Here is a 16,479-nt window from a genome sequence, read left to right on the forward strand (position 1 = left end):
ATCGGAGAATCACCATGACCAGCGTTCCGCCCGTCGGCGTCGTGGGTGCCACGCCCGCGGCATCCACCCCTCCCGCGCCGAAGCAGACCCTCGATTCCGAGGTCTTCCTGCAGCTGCTCGTCGCGCAGATGAAGAACCAGGACCCGAGCTCTCCGCTCGACACCAACGAGATGATGGCGCAGACGACGCAGCTCGCCATGATGGAACAGCTCGTCGCGCTCACCACGACCTCGTCGGAGCACTTCGCCCTCACGATGCGCCAGACCGCCGCCGCGCTCGTCGGCCAGCAGGCCTCGTACGTCGACGCCGACGGCACGACTCGCAGCGGTCGCGTGACGCAGGTGTCGTTCGAGAAGGGCGTGCCGCTCGTGACGATCGGCGGCACGGCGGTTCCGCTCGACGTCGTCTCGGGCATCGCGGTGTCGGATGCCGCGCCGCCCGCGGCATCCGCATCCTGAACCACGGCCACTCCGGCAACCCCCACCACCACGCCAGCCCCACACCGAAGGACACTCCATGCTCCGCTCGCTCTACGCCGGCATCTCCGGCCTCCGCTCGCACCAGACCATGCTCGATGTCACGGGCAACAACATCGCCAACGTCAACACCGTCGGGTTCAAGGCGGGCTCGGTGCAGTTCCAGGACACGCTGTCGCAGATCGTCCAGAACTCCCGTGCCGCGCAGACCGGAGCCGGCGGCACGAACGCCGCTCAGGTCGGCCTCGGCACCCAGGTCGCGGCGGTCCGCACGAACTTCACGCAGGGATCGCAGCAGGCCACCGGCGTGCCCACCGACCTCATGATCGCGGGCGACGGCTTCTTCGTCGTCCGCAACGGCGCCGAGACGCTGTACACGCGCAACGGCTCGTTCGGCTTCGACTCCGCGGGTCGACTGACCACGAAGGACGGCGCGCTCGTGCAGGGCTGGAGCGCCGTCGACGGTGTCGTGCCGACGGGCGGACCGGTCGGCAACATCGCGCTTCCGGTGGGCGCCACCTCGCCCGGGCGCGCGACGACGACCGCCGCGGTGACGGGCAACCTGCCCTCGGGTTCCGCGGTCGGTGAGAAGCTCGTCCGCGACGTCACCGTCTACGACGCTCAGGGCGAGTCCCGCCAGCTCGCACTCACCTTCACCCGAACCGCGGGCGGCTGGGACGTCACCGACGGCACCGCGACGACGCAGCTCGCCTTCACCGACGGACGCCTGACGACGACGCCCGCGACGATCACCTCGGGTGGGGTCGCGGTCGACCTCTCGGCCATCACCGGCTACGCCGACCTCAGCACCGTCAAGCTCGGCGGTCAGGACGGGCGCGCGCCCGGAAGCCTCGTGTCGTACACGCTGTCGGCCGACGGCAGCCTCGTCGGCGCCTTCAGCAACGGAGCGACATCGGTGCTCGCTCAGATCGCCCTCGCATCCTTCGACAATCCCGAGGGGCTCGAGAAGGCCGGGTCGTCGCAGTACCGCGCCGGCGCCAACTCGGGCGCGGCCGACGTCGGCACGGCGGGCACCGACGACCGCGGCGGACTCGTCAGCGGGGCGCTGGAGATGTCGAACGTCGACCTCTCGCAGGAGTTCACGAACCTCATCGTCGCGCAGCGCGGATTCCAGGCGAACGCCCGCATCATCACCACGAGCGACGAGGTGCTGCAGGAGCTGACCAACCTCAAGCGCTGAGCGCGGGCGCGGCCCGCAACTCCTCAGATTTCCTGCGGGTTCGGCCTCGCGGCCCGCGCGGCACCGAGCGCGCCGGTTTCTGAGGAGCTGCGCGCGCGGCCGGTCAGGGCCACAGCGGGTGCGCTCGCGCAGCTGCGTTGCGAAGCGCAGCGGCGTCGAGCGCCGTCACCGTCTCGGGGATGCCGCGGGCCGGCCACTCGACGCCGACCTCGAACGTCGGCACCGGGGGTGTCGGCCAGACCCAGAACTCGCGCGCCCAGCTGTCGGCGTGACCCTGCGGCCGACCGAGCCCCTCGAGCACCGGCCCCTCGACCTGCGCGTCGGTCACGTCGCCGCGCGCCCACGGCGAATCGTCCTGCGTCGTGATCGTCCGCCCGTCGGCGAAGCGGACGCCCCAGCGCAGGCCCGTCGGATCGAACCGGTCATCGAGCTGCCCCCGGCCGTGCGCACGATCGAGGTACCCCCAGATCCGCTGCCGCGCGAGCCGGCCGGTCTCGGCCACGCGCACCCCCAGCCGCAGCACGACACCCTCGCGGTACACCCGCACGAGTTCCAGCGACACGACCGTGTCGGGCGAGCGGCCCACCTCTCGGTCGAGCGCCACGATCACGGGGGCGACGTGCCAGGGCGGCCCCATCCATGCCGGCATGTCGAGGGGCGGGTGGTCGTCGTCGGGGATCTCCCGCGGCTCGACGGGGCGGAAGAACGGGGGCTGCGGCGACGACGCTGACACGGGCGCAACGCTAACCGACCGCCGTGTCCTGCCGACAGTCCCCTCGGAGCCGTCGTACCCGCGACAGCTCGTTCCCCCGCGCGCCGACCGACGAGAAGGGCGACATGATCGTTCTGACACGACTGAACCGTCACCGGTTCGCCGTGAACCCCGACCTCGTCGAACGCATCCAGGCGAGCCCCGACACGACCCTCACGCTGGTCGATGGGGCGACGTTCGTGGTTGCCGAGACGATGGATGCCGTCATCCAGAGCATCGTCGAGTTCCGCGCCCGCGTGCTCGCGACGGCCCTCGGCCATGCCGCGGCATCCGCCACCGCGCCCGCATCGGCCACCTCACCGGCCATCGCACCGGAGGGCGAGCGCTGATGGACCCGTCACTCCTCATCGGCATCCTGCTGGCGTTCGGCGGCCTGTGGGCGATGATCCAGCTCGAGGGGGCCAGCCTCAACGCCCTGCTGCTGCCTGCGCCCATGGTGCTGGTCTTCGGCGCGACGATCGCGATCGGCATCGCCGGCGGCACGCTGCGGGATGCCGCGGGGGCGGTGCGCGCCCTGCCGCGGGCCTTCGTCGGCATCAAGGGATCGACCGAGGCGCTCATCGACACCGTCGTGGGCTACGCCGAGAAGGCACGCGCCGAGGGTCTGCTCGCCCTCGAGAGCGCCGTGGCCGACGAGAAGGATCCGCTGCTGCGCCACGCCCTGCAGAGCATCGCCGACGGAACGGATGCCGAAGACCTGCGGGTCGTGCTCGAGGACCGCGTCGCCACCGTCGCCGCGGAGCGCCGCACGGCCTCGCGCTTCTACTCCGCCCTCGGCGGGTACGCCCCGACGGTCGGCATCGTCGGCACGGTCGTCTCGCTCACCCACGTGCTCGAGTACCTCGACAAGCCCGACCAGCTCGGGCCCCTCATCGCCGCCGCGTTCGTCGCGACCCTGTGGGGCCTGCTGTCGGCGAACTTCATCTGGCTGCCGATCGGCACGCGGCTGCAGCGCCTCGCCGAGATCGAGGTCGACCGCATGACGCTCGTGACCGAGGGGATGCTCGCCGTCCAGGCGGGCAACCCGCCGATGCTCGTCGCCGAGCGACTGCGGGCTCTCGCACCCGAGACCAAGCCCGGGCGCGGTCGGGCGAAGGCGGCGGCCGACGAGCCAGCGGACGCCGGGGTATGAGCGCGCCGCGTCGCCGCCGCGTCATGGAGTCCTCGCACGAGGGCCCCGACGAGCGCTGGATGGCGTCGTACCTCGACATGATCACGGTGATGATGTGCATGTTCATCGTCATGTTCGCGATGTCCAACGTCGACCAGGAGAAGTTCGAGCAGCTGCGCGCCTCGCTCGCGACCGGGTTCGGTTCGGAGATCTCCGACACCCGCGACGTCTCGGAGGGCGTCGTCGTACCACCCGAGCTGGTCGAGGAGGAGGGCGAGGGGTTCGTCGAGACGCCGACCGCTCCGACTCCGGCCGAGCAGGAGTACAGCTCGCTCGACGACCTGCGCTCACGCCTCGAGGGCGCTCTCGCCGAGCAGGGCCTGGGCGACGCCGCGACCTTCACGATCGACGACCGGGGCCTCACGATCGGTCTCGTCAGCGCCGAGACGTTCTTCGACACCAACAGCACCGACCTGAGCGACCGCGCCCGGGCCGTGCTCGACGCCGCGGGAGCCGTGCTCGCCGCCGACGCGCACCTCATCTCGGTCGAGGGCCACGCCGACGCCCGCCCCGCCATCGCGCCCTTCGCCGACAACTGGGAGCTCTCCACCGCGCGGGCCAACGGCGTGCTCGGCTACCTCGTCGATGCACGCGGGGTCGCGCGCGAGCGCATCAGCTCCGTGGGGTTCGGCTCGTCGCGACCGCTCGCCGAGGGATCGAGCGCCGAGGCCCTCGCGCAGAACCGCCGCGTCGACATCGTCGTGCTCTCGGACGCCGACGCCCAGGTGCGAGGCGAGCTCCCCGCGCTCGCCGCCGCCGACGGCTGACTCCTCGGCACGACCTTCACCTGGCAGAACGCGCCCCCTCGCTCGGGCTGAGTGGGCGCAGACTGCCAACCCGACCCAACCCGCGGTGCCTCAGGGTCTCACTTGGCAGACCTCGCCCCATCCCGAACTCTGACTGGGCGCAGACTGCCAACCCAACCCAGAGCCCGCGCCCACCCCAGCCCTCACCTGGCAGACCTCGCCCCATCCCCAGCCCCGACTGGGCACAAGCTGCCAACCCGCGCCAACCCGAGCCAACCCGCGGTGCCTCGGGGTCTCACTTGGCAGACCCCGCCCCATCCCCAGCCCCGACTGGGCACAAGCTGCCAACCCGCGCCAACCCGCGGTGCCTCGGGGGCTCACTTGGCAGACCTCGCCCCATCCCCAGCCCCGACTGGGCGCAGACTGCCAACCCAACTCAGAGCCCGCGCCCACCCCAGCCCTCACCTGGCAGACCTCGCCCCATCCCCAGCCCCGACTGGGCGCAGACTGCCAACCCGAGCCAACCCGCGGTGCCTCGGGGTCTCACTTGGCAGACCCCGCCCCATCCCCAGCCCCGACTGGGCACAAGCTGCCAACCCGCGCCAACCCGCGGTGCCTCGGGGGCTCACTTGGCAGACCTCGCCCCATCCCCAGCCCCGACTGGGCGCAGACTGCCAACCCAACTCAGAGCCCGCGCCCACCCCAGCCCTCACCTGGCAGACCTCGCCCCATCCCCAGCCCCGACTGGGCGCAGACTGCCAACCCGAGCCAACCCGCGGTGCCTCGGGGTCTCACTTGGCAGACCCCGCCCCATCCCCAGCCCCGACTGGGTACAAGCTGCCAACCCAACCCAGAGCCCGCGCCCACCCCAGCCCTCACCTGGCAGACCTCGCCCCATCCCCAGCCCCGACTGGGCACAAGCTGCCAACCCAACTCAGAGCCCGCGCCCACCCCAGCCCTCACCTGGCAGACCTCGCCCCATCCCCAGCCCCGACTGGGCGCAGACTGCCAACCCGAGCCAACCCGCGGTGCCTCGGGGTCTCACTTGGCAGACCCCGCCCCATCCCCAGCCCCGACTGGGCACAAGCTGCCAACCCGCGCCAACCCGCGGTGCCTCGGGGGCTCACTTGGCAGACCCCGCCCCATCCCCAGCCCCGACTGGGCGCAGACTGCCAACCCAACCCAGAGCCCGCGCCCACCCCAGCCCTCACCTGGCAGACCTCGCCCCATCCCCAGCCCCGACTGGGCGCAGACTGCCAACCCAACTCAGAGCCCGCGCCCACCCCAGCCCTCACCTGGCAGACCTCGCCCCATCCCCAGCCCCGACTGGGCGCAGACTGCCAACCCGAGCCAACCCGCGGTGCCTCGGGGTCTCACTTGGCAGACCCCGCCCCATCCCCAGCCCCGACTGGGCACAAGCTGCCAACCCGCGCCAACCCGCGGTGCCTCGGGGGCTCACTTGGCAGACCTCGCCCCATCCCCAGCCCCGACTGGGCGCAGACTGCCAACCCAACTCAGAGCCCGCGCCCACCCCAGCCCTCACCTGGCAGACCTCGCCCCATCCCCAGCCCCGACTGGGCACAAGCTGCCAACCCAACTCAGAGCCCGCGCCCACCCCCGCCCCCACCCAGCGAAGCGCGGGGCTAACCAGACGCGCGACGCGACCGATAGTCCCCGCCGTGCAGACCGTGCCGACCGCCCCGAGCGTGCGAACCGAGGATGCCGCAACCGCGGCCCCGGAACGCTACGACTTCGGGCGACCCGCGGCGCTGTCCCGCGAGCACACGCGCGCCCTGGCGGGGGCCTTCGACGCCTTCGCGCGCCAGTGGGCGATGCTCCTCGCCGCGAAGGCGCGGGTGCGAGCGCACATCGCCCTCGAACGCGTGAGCCTCGAGACCTACGACGAGTACGTCGCCACGGTCCCGCCGACGACGACGCTCGTGCTGTGCTCCGACGCGAGCTCGGACGATCGCGCGGTCATCGAGTTCCCGCTGCCGTCGGCGCTGTCGTGGATCGTGAAGATGCTCGGCGGGGACGGCTCGCAGCGGCCCGAGGCCCGCGCCCTCACGGCGATCGAGCAGGCGCTCATCCGGTCGCTCATGGACGAGACCCTCGGCCACCTCCGCACCGCCCTCGGATCCCTCCTGCCTCGCGAGCTGAGCGTCGGCGCGGTGCAGTACAACGCGGCCTTCGCCCAGGTCGTCGGCGGCCAGGACCTCGTCGTCGTGGCCCGGTTCTCGATGCGCCTGGCCGACCGCACCGAGACGGCGACGATCGCCCTCCCCGCCGCGACGCTGCTCGAGCGCCTGTCCGACAGCGCCTCGGCGCCGCGCGCCACGAACGACCCGGGTCTCGTCCGCCGGCACATCGAGCAGACGCCCGTCGAGGTGACGCTGCGACTCGCACCGCGCGCCGTCCGCCCCGCCGAAGTGCTCGACCTCGCCGTCGGCGACGTCATCTCGCTCGCGCACGCCGCCGACCGTCCCCTCGATCTCGCCGTCGACGAGCACGTCGTCGCATCCGCCGCCGTGGGGTCGCACGGCGCACGCCTCGCGTGCGTCGTGACGGCATCCGATCTCTCCCCCGCGCTGTCCGAGGAGTCGCCATGACCAGCACCACCACCCACGAGGCCGCAGCCGCGGCGGCGTTCGCCGACCGCCTGCCGACCGCGTCGCGCATCACCGCCCGCCCCGGGACGAGCGCGGGCGAGACCGGCGACGCGGTCATCGTCTCGTCCGTCGGCGACACGAGCGCGGCCCTCGCGGTCGTGGTGCTCGACGAGTCGGCTCTCGTCGGCGCGGACGCCGGCCTGCCGCTGTCCGAACGACTCCGAGACGCGCTCGACGCCGCGGCGACGGCGTTCGGGCCGAGCGTGCTCGGCGAGGCGAGCATCGGCGACGCCTCGTCGCTGTTCGCCCACCCCGCCGCGCAGGTGTTCGACCTCGTCGACGAGGATGCCCGGGTCATCGGGCGTCTCGCGGTCCGCGTGTCGCATCCCGCCGCCGCCTCGCCGCGCCGCCTGCAGCGCATCGCGGGCGTCGAGATGGAGCTGACCGTCGAGGTCGGCCGCACGCGCATGACCGTCCGCGACGTGCTCGACCTCGAGCCGGGCCGCATCATCGAGCTCGACCGCTCAGCCGGCGCCCCCGCCGACGTGAAGCTCAACGGACGGCTCATCGCCCACGGCGAGATCGTCGTCGTCGACCAGGACTACGCGGTTCGCATCACGCGCATCATCGAGAACGCGGAGGCCTGACATCGACGATCTGCTGCTCGCGCTGCGCGTCGTCGTCTCCCTCGGCGTCGTGCTGGCGATCGTGTGGGTGCTGCAGCGTCGCTTCTCGCGCGGCAGCGCCGCGGGGTCGCGCACGAGCCGTGCGCGCGGCCCCAGACCGGCGCGCTCGGATGCCGTCGCCGACATCACCGTCGTCGCCAAGCGCGGCATCGGGCCGAAGGCCCAGGTCGCCGTGGTCGAGATCGACGGGGCCCGTTACGTGCTCGGCATCACCGAGGGCGGGGTGTCGATGCTCGACCGGATCGACCCGACGCCCGACACCACGACGGGGCACCCCGCGACGGCGGATGCTGCACACGGCGACGGCACGGGCCGCCCGGCTCTCCGGGATGTCGCGGGCGACGAGCCTCTCGCACCGCCCGTGCCCCTGCTCCGCGCGCAGGCCCGCGCCGAACGCACTGCACGCACCGCCCGCACCACCCGCCCGGCGACCATGACCGCGCGCGATGCCGCACAGGTGCTGCGCCGGGCCCTGGGCGCGTGATCTCCGGCGGCGCGCTCGGCGCGCTCGTGCTCGTCGCCGCCTCGACACCCCCGCCGAACGGCGGCATCTCGGTCGACATCAACGGCATCGACGGCACGCCCTCGTCGTCGGTACTGACGCTCATCGGCATCACTCTGCTGTCGGTCGCCCCGGCGCTGCTGCTGATGATGTCGTCGTTCACGAAGATCTTCGTCGTGCTGGCGATGACCCGGAACGCGCTCTCCCTGCCCACGATCCCGCCCAACCAGGTGCTCGCGGGCCTCGCCCTGTTCCTGACCCTGTTCGTGATGTGGCCGGTGCTGACCGAGATCAACACGGTCGCCGTTCAGCCCTACGTCGACGGCTCCCTGACGTTCACCGACGCGGTCGGCGTCGGTGCCGACCCGTTGCGCACCTGGATGCTGTCGTTCACGCGCGAAGAGGACCTCGCGCTCATGACCCGGTTCGCGGGGGCCGAGAATCCCCAGGATCCGGCGAGCGTCCCCATGATCACCCTCATTCCCGCGTTCATGATCTCCGAACTGCGCGCGGCCTTCATCATCGGCTTCGTCATCTTCGTGCCGTTCCTCGTGATCGACCTCGTCGTCGCGGCGGCGCTGATGTCGATGGGCATGATGATGCTCCCGCCGGTGATGATCTCGCTGCCCTTCAAGATCCTGCTGTTCGTGCTCGTCGACGGGTGGGGGCTCATCCTCCGCACCCTCATGGAGAGCTACGGAGCGGGCGGATGACCGGGGGCACGCGTGAACCCTGAAGCGGTCCTCGACATCGGCATGGAGGGCGTCGTGCTCGCCGCGAAGCTGGCCGCCCCGCTGCTGATCACGGCACTCGTGGTCGGCTTCGCCATCTCGCTCCTGCAATCGATCACGCAGATCCAGGAGGTCACGCTCTCGTTCGTGCCGAAGGCCGTCGCCGTCGCGATCGCCCTCGTCGTGTGCGGGCACTGGATGATCGCGGAGGCGATCGCCTTCACCCACACCATGTTCGACCGCATCCCGCACCTGCTCTCGGGCGGCTGAGATGCAGCTGCTGCTCGACTTCGCCTGGATCGAGGCCACGGGACTGGCCGCGGTCCGCACGACCGCCTTCGTCTTCACGGCCCCGCCGTTCTCGTACGGCGCCTTCCCCGCCCGCATCAAGGCGATGGTCGCGATCGGCGTCGCCCTCGCCCTCAGCGGCACGGTGGCGCCGGGCTACCAGAGCCTCGACACCGGCGCGTTCTTCCTCGCCCTGACCGCTCAGGTCGTCACGGGGGCGCTGCTCGGGTTCCTCGTGATGACGTGCTTCGCGGTCGTGCAGTCGGCCGGCGGCCTGATCGACGTCTTCGGCGGCTTCCAGCTCGCGCAGGCCTTCGATCCGCAGATGAACGTCAACGGCGCCCAGTTCACGCGCCTGTTCCAGATGATCGCCCTCGCCCTGCTCTTCGCGAGCAACGGCTACCAGCTCATCCTCGCGGGGCTCGCCCGGAGCTTCACGGCGATCCCCGTCGATGGGGTGCTCGACCTCGCCCGCCCGGTCGAGCTGCTGGTCGACACCGCGTCGCAGCTGCTCGTCGCCGCGCTGCAGATCGCCGGTCCCCTGCTGCTCGTCCTCTTCCTCGCCGACATCGCGCTCGGGCTCGTCAGCCGCGTCGCCCCCGCCCTCAACGCGTTCGCGCTCGGCTTCCCGCTGAAGATCATCCTGACGTTCCTCCTCGCCGGCAGCGTCATCCTCGCCCTGCCCGCCGTCGTCGGGGCCCTCACCGACCAGGCGACGGGCCTGCTGATCGGCGGAACCCGATGAACGGCGGCGCGTCATGAGCAGCGACAGCGGGGAACGCACCGAGCAGGCCAGCCGCCGGCAGCTGCGCGAGGCCCACCGCAAGGGCAAGCTCTCGCGCAGCCAGGACCTGTCCGCCTGGCTCGCGATCGGCACCGTCGCACTGGTCCTCCCCGCCATGATCGGGGCGGGTGCGGATGCCGGGGCGGCGCAGTTCGTCGAGATCGCCGCCGTCATCCGCAACCCCGACCCCGAGCACGCCGTCGCCGTCCTGTCGTCGGCGCTCGGCGGCATCCCGGCCATCCTGGGCACGGCACTGCTCGCCGTCGCGATCGTCGCGATCGTCGGGTCGGTCGCCCAGGGCGGCGTCCATCTGCGCGGCGTTCCGGCGCGGTTCGAGCAGTTCAACGTGCTGAACGGCGTCAAGCGGCTGTTCGGCCTGCAGGCGCTCTGGGAAGGCGCGAAGGCGCTGCTCAAGACCGCCGCGATCGGCCTCGCCCTGTGGTTCGTCGTCGCCGGGCTCATGCCCGTTCTCACGATGAGCGGCGCCCACCCGATCACCCGGCTGCTCGAGATCGCCTCGAACGTCGTGACCGCGCTGCTCATCACCGCCGTCGCCGTCGGCGTCCTGCTGGCCGCGGTCGACGTCCTCGTCGTCATGCGCCGCAACCGCAAGCACACCCGCGTCACGAAGAAGGAAGCGCGCGACGAGCACAAGAACTCCGAGGGCGACCCGCTCATCCGCAGCCAGCGACGCGCACGGCAGATGGCGATGAGCCGAAACCGCATGATCGCCGCCGTCGGAGATGCGGATGTCGTGCTCGTGAACCCCACGCACATCGCCGTCGCGCTCCGCTACGAGCCCGGCAAGTCGGCGCCGCGGGTCGTCGCGAAGGGGCAGGGCCTCATTGCCGAACGCATCCGCGACCGGGCGCACGAGGCCGGCGTCCCGCTCGTGCGCGACATCCCGCTCGCCCGTGCCCTGCACGGCGCCTGCCAGCTCGGCCAGGAGATCCCCGGCGATCTCTACACCGCCGTCGCCCGCGTGCTCGTCTTCGTCGACGGGCTCAAGCGCCGCGGCGCGGCACGCGGCGTCCACACCGTTCCCGAGAGGAAGGCACCCCGATGAACATCCTGAGAAGGTCGCTGGTGCCGATGGGGGTCGTCGGCATCATCATGCTGCTGATCGTGCCGGTGCCGCCGCCGATCCTCGACGTCCTCATCATCACCAACATCCTGTTCGCTCTGCTCATCCTGCTGACGGCGATGTTCGTGAAGCGGCCGCTCGATTTCGCGGTCTTCCCCTCGCTGCTGCTGGTGGCGACGCTGTTCCGGCTCGGCCTGAACGTCGCCTCGACGAAGCTCGTGCTGGGCGAGGCGCACGCGGGACAGGTCATCGACGCGTTCGCCGCGATCGCCGTGGGCGGATCGCTCGTCATCGGCATCGTGGTCTTCCTGATCCTCATCGTCATCCAGTTCGTCGTCGTGACGAAGGGCGCCGAGCGCGTCGCCGAGGTCGGCGCCCGCTTCACCCTCGATGCCATGCCCGGCAAGCAGATGGCGATCGACGCCGACCTCAACGCCGGCCTCATCAGCGATGCCGAAGCGCGCCGCAGGCGCGCCGAGATCGCCGCCGAGGCGGACTTCTACGGCGCGATGGACGGCGCCTCGAAGTTCGTCAAGGGCGACGCGATCGCCGGCCTCGTGATCATCATCATCAACCTCGTCGGCGGCGTCGCGATCGGCATGCTCTCGAAGGGCATGGAGGCGGGCGAGGCCCTCAACACCTACGCCCTCCTCACGATCGGCGACGGCCTCGTCACGCAGATCCCCGCGCTGCTCATGGCGGTCGCGACGGGCATGATCGTCACGCGCTCGGGAGCGGAATCCGACATGGGATCGGCCGCCGCGGCGCAGCTGACGCAGTCGCGCAACGCCCTGTCGATCGCGGGTGGCGCGGCGATCGTGATGTCGTTCATCCCCGGCATGCCGATGCTGCCGTTCCTCGTCATCGGCGCCACCCTGCTCCTCATCGCGCAGCGGGTCGGCCGACGCGAGCAGACGCAGGCTGCCGAGGACGCCCCGGCCGTCGATCCGCGCGGCGCCGTCGACACCCCCGAGGAACTGGCCGAGCGGATGCGGGTGCATGCGCTCGAGATCCTGCTCGCTCCCGACATCGTCGACCTCGTCACCGGCGGCCCCGACGACCTGCTCGGACGCGTGCGGGCGCTGCGACGCAAGACCGCTCTCGAGCTCGGACTCATCGTTCCGCCCGTCCGCACGCGCGACAGCATCGAGCTGCCGCCCTCGACCTACGTCATCCGGGTCGCCGGCATCGAGGCGGGCCGGGGCGTCGCACCCCGGGCCTCGCTCCTCGCCCTGGGCTCGGGGCTGGAGACCCTGCCCGGGCGGGCGTCGCCCGACCCCGTGTTCGGCATCGACGGCAAGTGGGTTCCGCTCGAGATGCGGCACAGCGCGGAACTTGCGGGAGCGACGGTCGTCGACCGCGCGAGCGTCATCATCACGCACCTCTCCTCGGTCATCCAGGCTCACGCCGCGCGGCTTCTCAGCCGCGAGGACGTCCGCCAGCTCACCGAGACGCTGCGGCAGTCGAGCCCCGCAGCGGTCGAGGAGCTCACACCGGCGCTGCTATCGCTGGCCGAGGTGCAGCGCGTACTGCAGGGCCTGCTCGCCGAACGCATCCCGATCAACGACCTGACCCGGATCTACGAGGCGCTCGCGCTGCGCGCCAAGACGACGACCGAACCCGACGCCCTGATCGAGGCCGCACGTCTCGCGCTCGGGCCCGCCGTGGCGACGCGCTTCGCCGAGCAGGGGCGGCTGCGCATCGTGATGATCGACCCGCTGCTCGAGCAGTCGATGCTCGAAGCGATGCGGCCGAGCGAGGACGGCCCGCACATCGCGCTCGACCCGCACCGGCTCGAGGCGGTCGTCGCGTCGACGCGCGCGGCGCTGGAGGCGGCGGGCCCCGGACCCGAGCCGGTGCTCGTGTGCGCCCCGTCGCTGCGCTCGGCCGTGCGGCGCCTCATCTCGTCGCAGACCGACGGGCTGCCGGTGCTGTCGTACACGGAGGCGACGGCCGGGGGCCTCGCGATCGACACGGTAGGCGTGGTCCGGGACAGCATCGGCGACGCGCACGCCATCGCGACCGCATGAGACTCGCGTCGAGCGCGAGGCGCGCGGACGGCGTCCGGAAAGTAGGGTGATCGAGTGCTGGTGTTGACGAGACGGGTCGGTGAGAAGGTGCTCATCGGCGACGACATCGAGCTCACGGTGCTCGAGGTCAAGGGCGACAGCATCCGGCTCGGCATCGACGCACCGCGGTCGACCCGCATCCAGCGCGCCGAGATCGTCGCCGCCGTCGAGAACGAGAACGTCTCGGCGGCCCGCACATCCGCAGACGAGCAGCAGGCCCTCCTGAACGCACTCGTCCGCCGCCAGGGCGAGGCCCCGACGGCGGACTGAGCGGAATCTCGAAGGCGGGTCAGCCCGCGAGCGCGCCCGAGATCTCGTCGATGTTCTGCTGCATCCAGCCGACGTAGTCGACACCGTCGGGCATCAGCTCGGTGAACTCCAGCACGGGGATGTTCAGCTCGTCGGCGAGCTTCGTGATCTCCGTCGTCTCGGCGCCGCCCGTCTGGGCGTTGACGATCACGATCCGGACGTCGCCCGAGCGCAGGATCTGCTGCGCCTCGAGGAGCGTCGCGGGAGGCACGTCCTGCCCCTCCTCGACGGCCTCGCTGAACGCTGCCGGAGTCGCGTTCTCGAGGCCGGCGGCCGCTGCGAGGTACAGCGGAACCGGCTCGGTCACGAAGATCTTCTCGCCCTGGTGCGCCGCGGAGATCGTCTCGAGCGACGTCTCGAGGCCGGTGATCCGCTCGATGAGCGCCTGGGCGTTCGCCTCGAAGGTCTCGGCCTGGGCCGCATCCAGCTCGCCGAGCTCATGCGCGACGTCTTCGACGAGGTGCGCGATCGTGTGCGGGTCGTACCAGACGTGCTCGTTGAAGCCCTCGATGTGGTCATGACCCTCGTGATCGTGGTCGTGACCGTCGCTGTCATCCGAGGCGTGATCGTCGCCGTCATCCGAGGCGTGGTCGTCGTGGCCCTCGGCGCCCGGGAAGTCGTGCGAGAACTCGACCGCCGTGAGCACGGGGGCCGTGCTGCCGCTCGCCTCGACCAGTGCGTCGAGGAACGAGTCGTAGCCGCCGCCGTTCTCGATGACGAGGTCGGCCTGCGACACCGTCAGCTGATCGCGCGCCGAGGCCTCGTACGAGTGCGGATCCTGCGCGAGCGAGGTCACGATCGAGGTCACCTCGACCGCGTCGCCGCCGACCTCGGCGGCCAGCGAGCCGTATACGTTCGTCGAGGCGACGACGCTGATCTTGCCGTCGTCCGAACCGCTCGCGGCCGGCGACGAGGTGCCGGCACAGCCGGCGAGGGCGAGGGATGCCGCTGCCACGAGCGCGGCGGCAGGGAGGAGTCGACGGGTCATGCCGTCGATTGTACGTTACTGATAATCGTTCTCTTGACCGCCGGAGCGGGAGATCAGCGGATTCCCACGTAGAAGCGCGATTCATCACTGCGGTGAAGGGCCAGGTACCGCTCGAACGGCTGCCCCTCGGCGTCCCACGCGATCGACTCGATCGACAGCACCGGCTGCCCCGGGGCGAGCTCGAGGAGCGCGGCGTCCGCCGGGTCGGGGACGACCGCGCTGAGCCAGCGATCGGCGCCGCTCGGCTGCACCCCGAAGTTGCGCCGGAGATGCTCGTAGAGCGACCGGTTCTCGAGGTTGGCGCGCGCGAGCGTGGGAAACCGGTCGTGGGGCAGCACCGTGTCGACGAGCAGCCAGGGCGTCTCGTCGACCCGCCGCAGGCGACGCAGCCGAACCACGGGTGCCCCGACAGGGATGCGCAGAGCCTCGGCGTCCGCCGCCTCCGCCGTGCCGACGGCGAAGTCGAGCACGCGGGTCGTCACCACTCGACCCGTTCCGGCGAGATCGTCCGACGACCCCGCCATCGACCCGACGAATCGCAGGTCGGGCCGCGCCGGCGCGACGAACGATCCGCGTGCGCGGACCTTGTAGATCAGCCCGGCGCGCACCATGTCGGCGAGGGCTTCCCGGACGACCGTGCGGGAGACCCCGAAGCGGTCGATGAGCTCCGACTCGGACGGCAGCGCCTGATCGGGCCGCCACCGTCCCGACTCGATCTCACCCCGCAGTGCGAGCGACAGCTGCTGCCACAACGGGAGATCGGACGAGCGGTCGAGCGTCGTCGCTGCGGTCATGGGAGCCTCCTCGATCGGGCCGTCACGGCGAGCGTATCGGCGCCGTGTTGACACTCGGCGGCCCGCTCCCTATCTTAGTCATCACCAACTTGTCATGACAGGTTGGTTGTTACGAGTTTGCAGCCCGCACGCCCTCGTGACATCGGCACCTCGCAACGATGCGACACCAGGAGGCACAACGATGACGTTCCCGACCACCCGCCGTCTGCTCGCCGCAGCGGCCGCGACAGCGATCTCCGCTCTCGTCCTCGCCGGCTGCGCCGGCAGCCCGACCGACACCACCGCTGCCGGCGGAGAACCCCAGGGCCTGAAGGTGGCCCTCTCGAACGGGTTCGTCAACGGCTGGCGCCTGACCCTCATCGACAAGTTCGAGACGGAGGCCGCGAAGCTCAAGGAGAGCGGCGTCGTCTCCGACTACAGCGTCGTCAACGCCCCGGGCGAGAACAGCGCGACCGAGCAGGCATCGCAGATCCGCAGCCTCATGCTGCAGAACCCCGACGTGCTCATGGTCATCCCGGCTTCGTCGACCGCGCTCGTCCCCGTCGTCGAGGAGGCATGCGCCGCCGGCATCACGGTCGTGATCGTCGACGCCGACATGGACACCAGCTGCGGCATCGTCGTGCGCAACGACTACGGGCAGTGGGGCGCCGACTCGCTCCAGCCCGCGCTCGACGCGATCGGGGGCACAGGCGACATCATCCTCAACCGCGGCGTGATCGGCTCGCAGCCCGACGAGGCGTTCTACGCCCGCCAGCAGGAGATCCTCGCCGACTACCCCGACGTGAAGGTCGCGGCCGAGGTGAACGGCTTCTGCGACGCCGCGACGGCGCAGAAGGAGATCGTCGCGATCCTCGGCTCGATGCCCCCGATCGCCGCCGTTCCCGGATGCATCGGCGGCATGGGCGTCGTGCAGGCGTTCCAGTCGGCCGGTCGAGACATCCCGGTCGTCGTGTTCGACACCGACGGCAAGTCGCTGTCGTTCTGGAAGGAGAGCGGCATCGACAACGGCTCGTTCGCCGCGCTGACCGATCCCGGACAGATCGTCGCCGCCCTCTACGCCGCCATCGCGAAGCTGCGCGGCGACGAGGTGCCCGACGAGGTCGTCCTGCCGCTCGTGCAGGTCACGCAGGAAAACCTCGACTACTGGGTCGAGACCCTCGGCACCGACGAGTACGCCGCGAACGCCTGGGACGAGGAGACCACCGACGCCGCGATCGCGGCTCTGCTGGCCGGCGACGACGTTGCCGTGCCCGCGCTGCCCTGACGCCC

At 71.3% G+C, this 16,479-nt stretch carries 18 protein-coding genes; 15 read left to right on the forward strand and 3 right to left on the reverse strand.

Features of this window, described 5'->3' with window-relative positions:
- Window positions 1-14 precede the first annotated feature (14 nt).
- Both C1N74_RS15040 and C1N74_RS15045 read left to right on the forward strand, forming a co-directional pair.
- Window positions 15-458 carry a flagellar hook assembly protein FlgD gene (locus tag C1N74_RS15040; RefSeq protein WP_071918937.1) on the forward strand — a complete coding sequence of 148 codons (444 nt, stop codon included), beginning with the start codon at window positions 15-17 and terminating at the stop codon, window positions 456-458.
- Between the two features lie 58 nt (window positions 459-516).
- Complete coding sequence (locus C1N74_RS15045; RefSeq protein WP_137750831.1) at window positions 517-1,677, forward strand: flagellar hook protein FlgE; 1,161 nt, start codon at window positions 517-519, stop codon at window positions 1,675-1,677.
- A 103-nt stretch (window positions 1,678-1,780) separates the two neighbouring features.
- Here the strand turns inward: C1N74_RS15045 and C1N74_RS15050 are convergent, their stop codons facing one another.
- Entirely contained in the window at window positions 1,781-2,410 is a 630-nt protein-coding gene (locus C1N74_RS15050; protein WP_137750832.1) for a hypothetical protein, read from the reverse strand.
- A 104-nt stretch (window positions 2,411-2,514) separates the two neighbouring features.
- Between C1N74_RS15050 and C1N74_RS15055 the strand changes: the two genes are divergently transcribed.
- The 12 genes from C1N74_RS15055 to csrA all read left to right on the forward strand — a co-directional run bounded on the left by C1N74_RS15055 (window position 2,515) and on the right by csrA (window position 13,389).
- Window positions 2,515-2,778 carry a flagellar FlbD family protein gene (locus C1N74_RS15055; protein ID WP_137750833.1) on the forward strand — a complete coding sequence of 88 codons (264 nt, stop codon included), beginning with the start codon at window positions 2,515-2,517 and terminating at the stop codon, window positions 2,776-2,778.
- Window positions 2,778-3,581 carry a motility protein A gene (locus C1N74_RS15060; protein WP_023953665.1) on the forward strand — a complete coding sequence of 268 codons (804 nt, stop codon included), beginning with the start codon at window positions 2,778-2,780 and terminating at the stop codon, window positions 3,579-3,581. Before C1N74_RS15055 ends, C1N74_RS15060 begins: the two co-directional genes overlap by 1 nt.
- Window positions 3,578-4,387 (forward strand): flagellar motor protein MotB, encoded by an 810-nt coding sequence (locus tag C1N74_RS15065; RefSeq protein ID WP_084670382.1) that lies wholly within the window; start codon window positions 3,578-3,580, stop codon window positions 4,385-4,387. Before C1N74_RS15060 ends, C1N74_RS15065 begins: the two co-directional genes overlap by 4 nt.
- Window positions 4,388-6,045: 1,658 nt before the next feature.
- Window positions 6,046-6,975: a flagellar motor switch protein FliM gene (locus C1N74_RS15070; RefSeq protein ID WP_083990559.1), complete on the forward strand. Its 930-nt coding sequence runs from the start codon at window positions 6,046-6,048 to the stop codon at window positions 6,973-6,975.
- Window positions 6,972-7,622, forward strand: a complete 651-nt coding sequence (gene fliN, locus C1N74_RS15075) for a flagellar motor switch protein FliN (RefSeq protein WP_023953662.1) — start codon at window positions 6,972-6,974, stop codon at window positions 7,620-7,622. The genes C1N74_RS15070 and fliN overlap by 4 nt, the downstream gene beginning before the upstream one ends.
- Window positions 7,623-7,671: 49 nt before the next feature.
- Entirely contained in the window at window positions 7,672-8,145 is a 474-nt protein-coding gene (locus C1N74_RS15080) for a flagellar biosynthetic protein FliO (RefSeq protein ID WP_181405553.1), read from the forward strand.
- Complete coding sequence (fliP, locus tag C1N74_RS15085) at window positions 8,142-8,876, forward strand: flagellar type III secretion system pore protein FliP (protein ID WP_023953660.1); 735 nt, start codon at window positions 8,142-8,144, stop codon at window positions 8,874-8,876. The genes C1N74_RS15080 and fliP overlap by 4 nt, the downstream gene beginning before the upstream one ends.
- A gap of 12 nt (window positions 8,877-8,888) precedes the next feature.
- A complete protein-coding gene (gene fliQ / locus C1N74_RS15090; protein ID WP_023953659.1) occupies window positions 8,889-9,164 on the forward strand; it encodes a flagellar biosynthesis protein FliQ in 276 nt (91 codons plus the stop codon).
- Between the two features lies 1 nt (window position 9,165).
- Window positions 9,166-9,927, forward strand: a complete 762-nt coding sequence (locus C1N74_RS15095; RefSeq protein ID WP_023953658.1) for a flagellar biosynthetic protein FliR — start codon at window positions 9,166-9,168, stop codon at window positions 9,925-9,927.
- 13 nt (window positions 9,928-9,940) lie between these two features.
- The gene (locus C1N74_RS15100; RefSeq protein ID WP_023953657.1) at window positions 9,941-11,032 is read left to right on the forward strand and encodes a flagellar biosynthesis protein FlhB; all 1,092 of its coding nucleotides are present in this window, start codon (window positions 9,941-9,943) and stop codon (window positions 11,030-11,032) included.
- A complete protein-coding gene (locus C1N74_RS15105) occupies window positions 11,029-13,080 on the forward strand; it encodes a flagellar biosynthesis protein FlhA (protein WP_023953656.1) in 2,052 nt (683 codons plus the stop codon). Before C1N74_RS15100 ends, C1N74_RS15105 begins: the two co-directional genes overlap by 4 nt.
- Before the next feature lie 54 nt (window positions 13,081-13,134).
- Window positions 13,135-13,389, forward strand: a complete 255-nt coding sequence (csrA, locus tag C1N74_RS15110; protein WP_023953655.1) for a carbon storage regulator CsrA — start codon at window positions 13,135-13,137, stop codon at window positions 13,387-13,389.
- A 19-nt stretch (window positions 13,390-13,408) separates the two neighbouring features.
- Here csrA and C1N74_RS15115 read toward each other — a convergent pair whose 3' ends face one another.
- Complete coding sequence (locus C1N74_RS15115; RefSeq protein WP_137750835.1) at window positions 13,409-14,416, reverse strand: metal ABC transporter solute-binding protein, Zn/Mn family; 1,008 nt, start codon at window positions 14,414-14,416, stop codon at window positions 13,409-13,411.
- 53 nt (window positions 14,417-14,469) lie between these two features.
- The gene (locus C1N74_RS15120) at window positions 14,470-15,210 is read right to left on the reverse strand and encodes a GntR family transcriptional regulator (protein WP_023953653.1); all 741 of its coding nucleotides are present in this window, start codon (window positions 15,208-15,210) and stop codon (window positions 14,470-14,472) included.
- A gap of 181 nt (window positions 15,211-15,391) precedes the next feature.
- Here C1N74_RS15120 and C1N74_RS15125 point away from each other — a divergent pair, with 181 nt between their 5' ends.
- A complete protein-coding gene (locus C1N74_RS15125; RefSeq protein WP_023953652.1) occupies window positions 15,392-16,474 on the forward strand; it encodes a substrate-binding domain-containing protein in 1,083 nt (360 codons plus the stop codon).
- Window positions 16,475-16,479: the final 5 nt, after the last annotated feature.

Source organism: Microbacterium sp. SGAir0570 (genome assembly GCF_005491085.2).
Taxonomy (GTDB): domain Bacteria; phylum Actinomycetota; class Actinomycetes; order Actinomycetales; family Microbacteriaceae; genus Microbacterium; species Microbacterium arborescens.

Excerpts from the sequence above, each read along its gene's own strand:
- C1N74_RS15040 (WP_071918937.1), top strand. The coding sequence starts at position 15 with ATGACCAGCGTTCCGCCCGTCGGCGTCGTGGGTGCCACGCCCGCGGCA.
- C1N74_RS15045 (WP_137750831.1), top strand. The coding sequence starts at position 517 with ATGCTCCGCTCGCTCTACGCCGGCATCTCCGGCCTCCGCTCGCACCAG.
- C1N74_RS15055 (WP_137750833.1), top strand. The coding sequence starts at position 2,515 with ATGATCGTTCTGACACGACTGAACCGTCACCGGTTCGCCGTGAACCCC.
- C1N74_RS15060 (WP_023953665.1), top strand. The coding sequence starts at position 2,778 with ATGGACCCGTCACTCCTCATCGGCATCCTGCTGGCGTTCGGCGGCCTG.
- C1N74_RS15065 (WP_084670382.1), top strand. The coding sequence starts at position 3,578 with ATGAGCGCGCCGCGTCGCCGCCGCGTCATGGAGTCCTCGCACGAGGGC.
- fliN (WP_023953662.1), top strand. The coding sequence starts at position 6,972 with ATGACCAGCACCACCACCCACGAGGCCGCAGCCGCGGCGGCGTTCGCC.
- C1N74_RS15095 (WP_023953658.1), top strand. The coding sequence starts at position 9,166 with ATGCAGCTGCTGCTCGACTTCGCCTGGATCGAGGCCACGGGACTGGCC.
- C1N74_RS15100 (WP_023953657.1), top strand. The coding sequence starts at position 9,941 with ATGAGCAGCGACAGCGGGGAACGCACCGAGCAGGCCAGCCGCCGGCAG.
- C1N74_RS15105 (WP_023953656.1), top strand. The coding sequence starts at position 11,029 with ATGAACATCCTGAGAAGGTCGCTGGTGCCGATGGGGGTCGTCGGCATC.
- C1N74_RS15115 (WP_137750835.1), bottom strand. The coding sequence starts at position 14,416 with ATGACCCGTCGACTCCTCCCTGCCGCCGCGCTCGTGGCAGCGGCATCC.
- C1N74_RS15120 (WP_023953653.1), bottom strand. The coding sequence starts at position 15,210 with ATGACCGCAGCGACGACGCTCGACCGCTCGTCCGATCTCCCGTTGTGG.
- C1N74_RS15125 (WP_023953652.1), top strand. The coding sequence starts at position 15,392 with ATGACGTTCCCGACCACCCGCCGTCTGCTCGCCGCAGCGGCCGCGACA.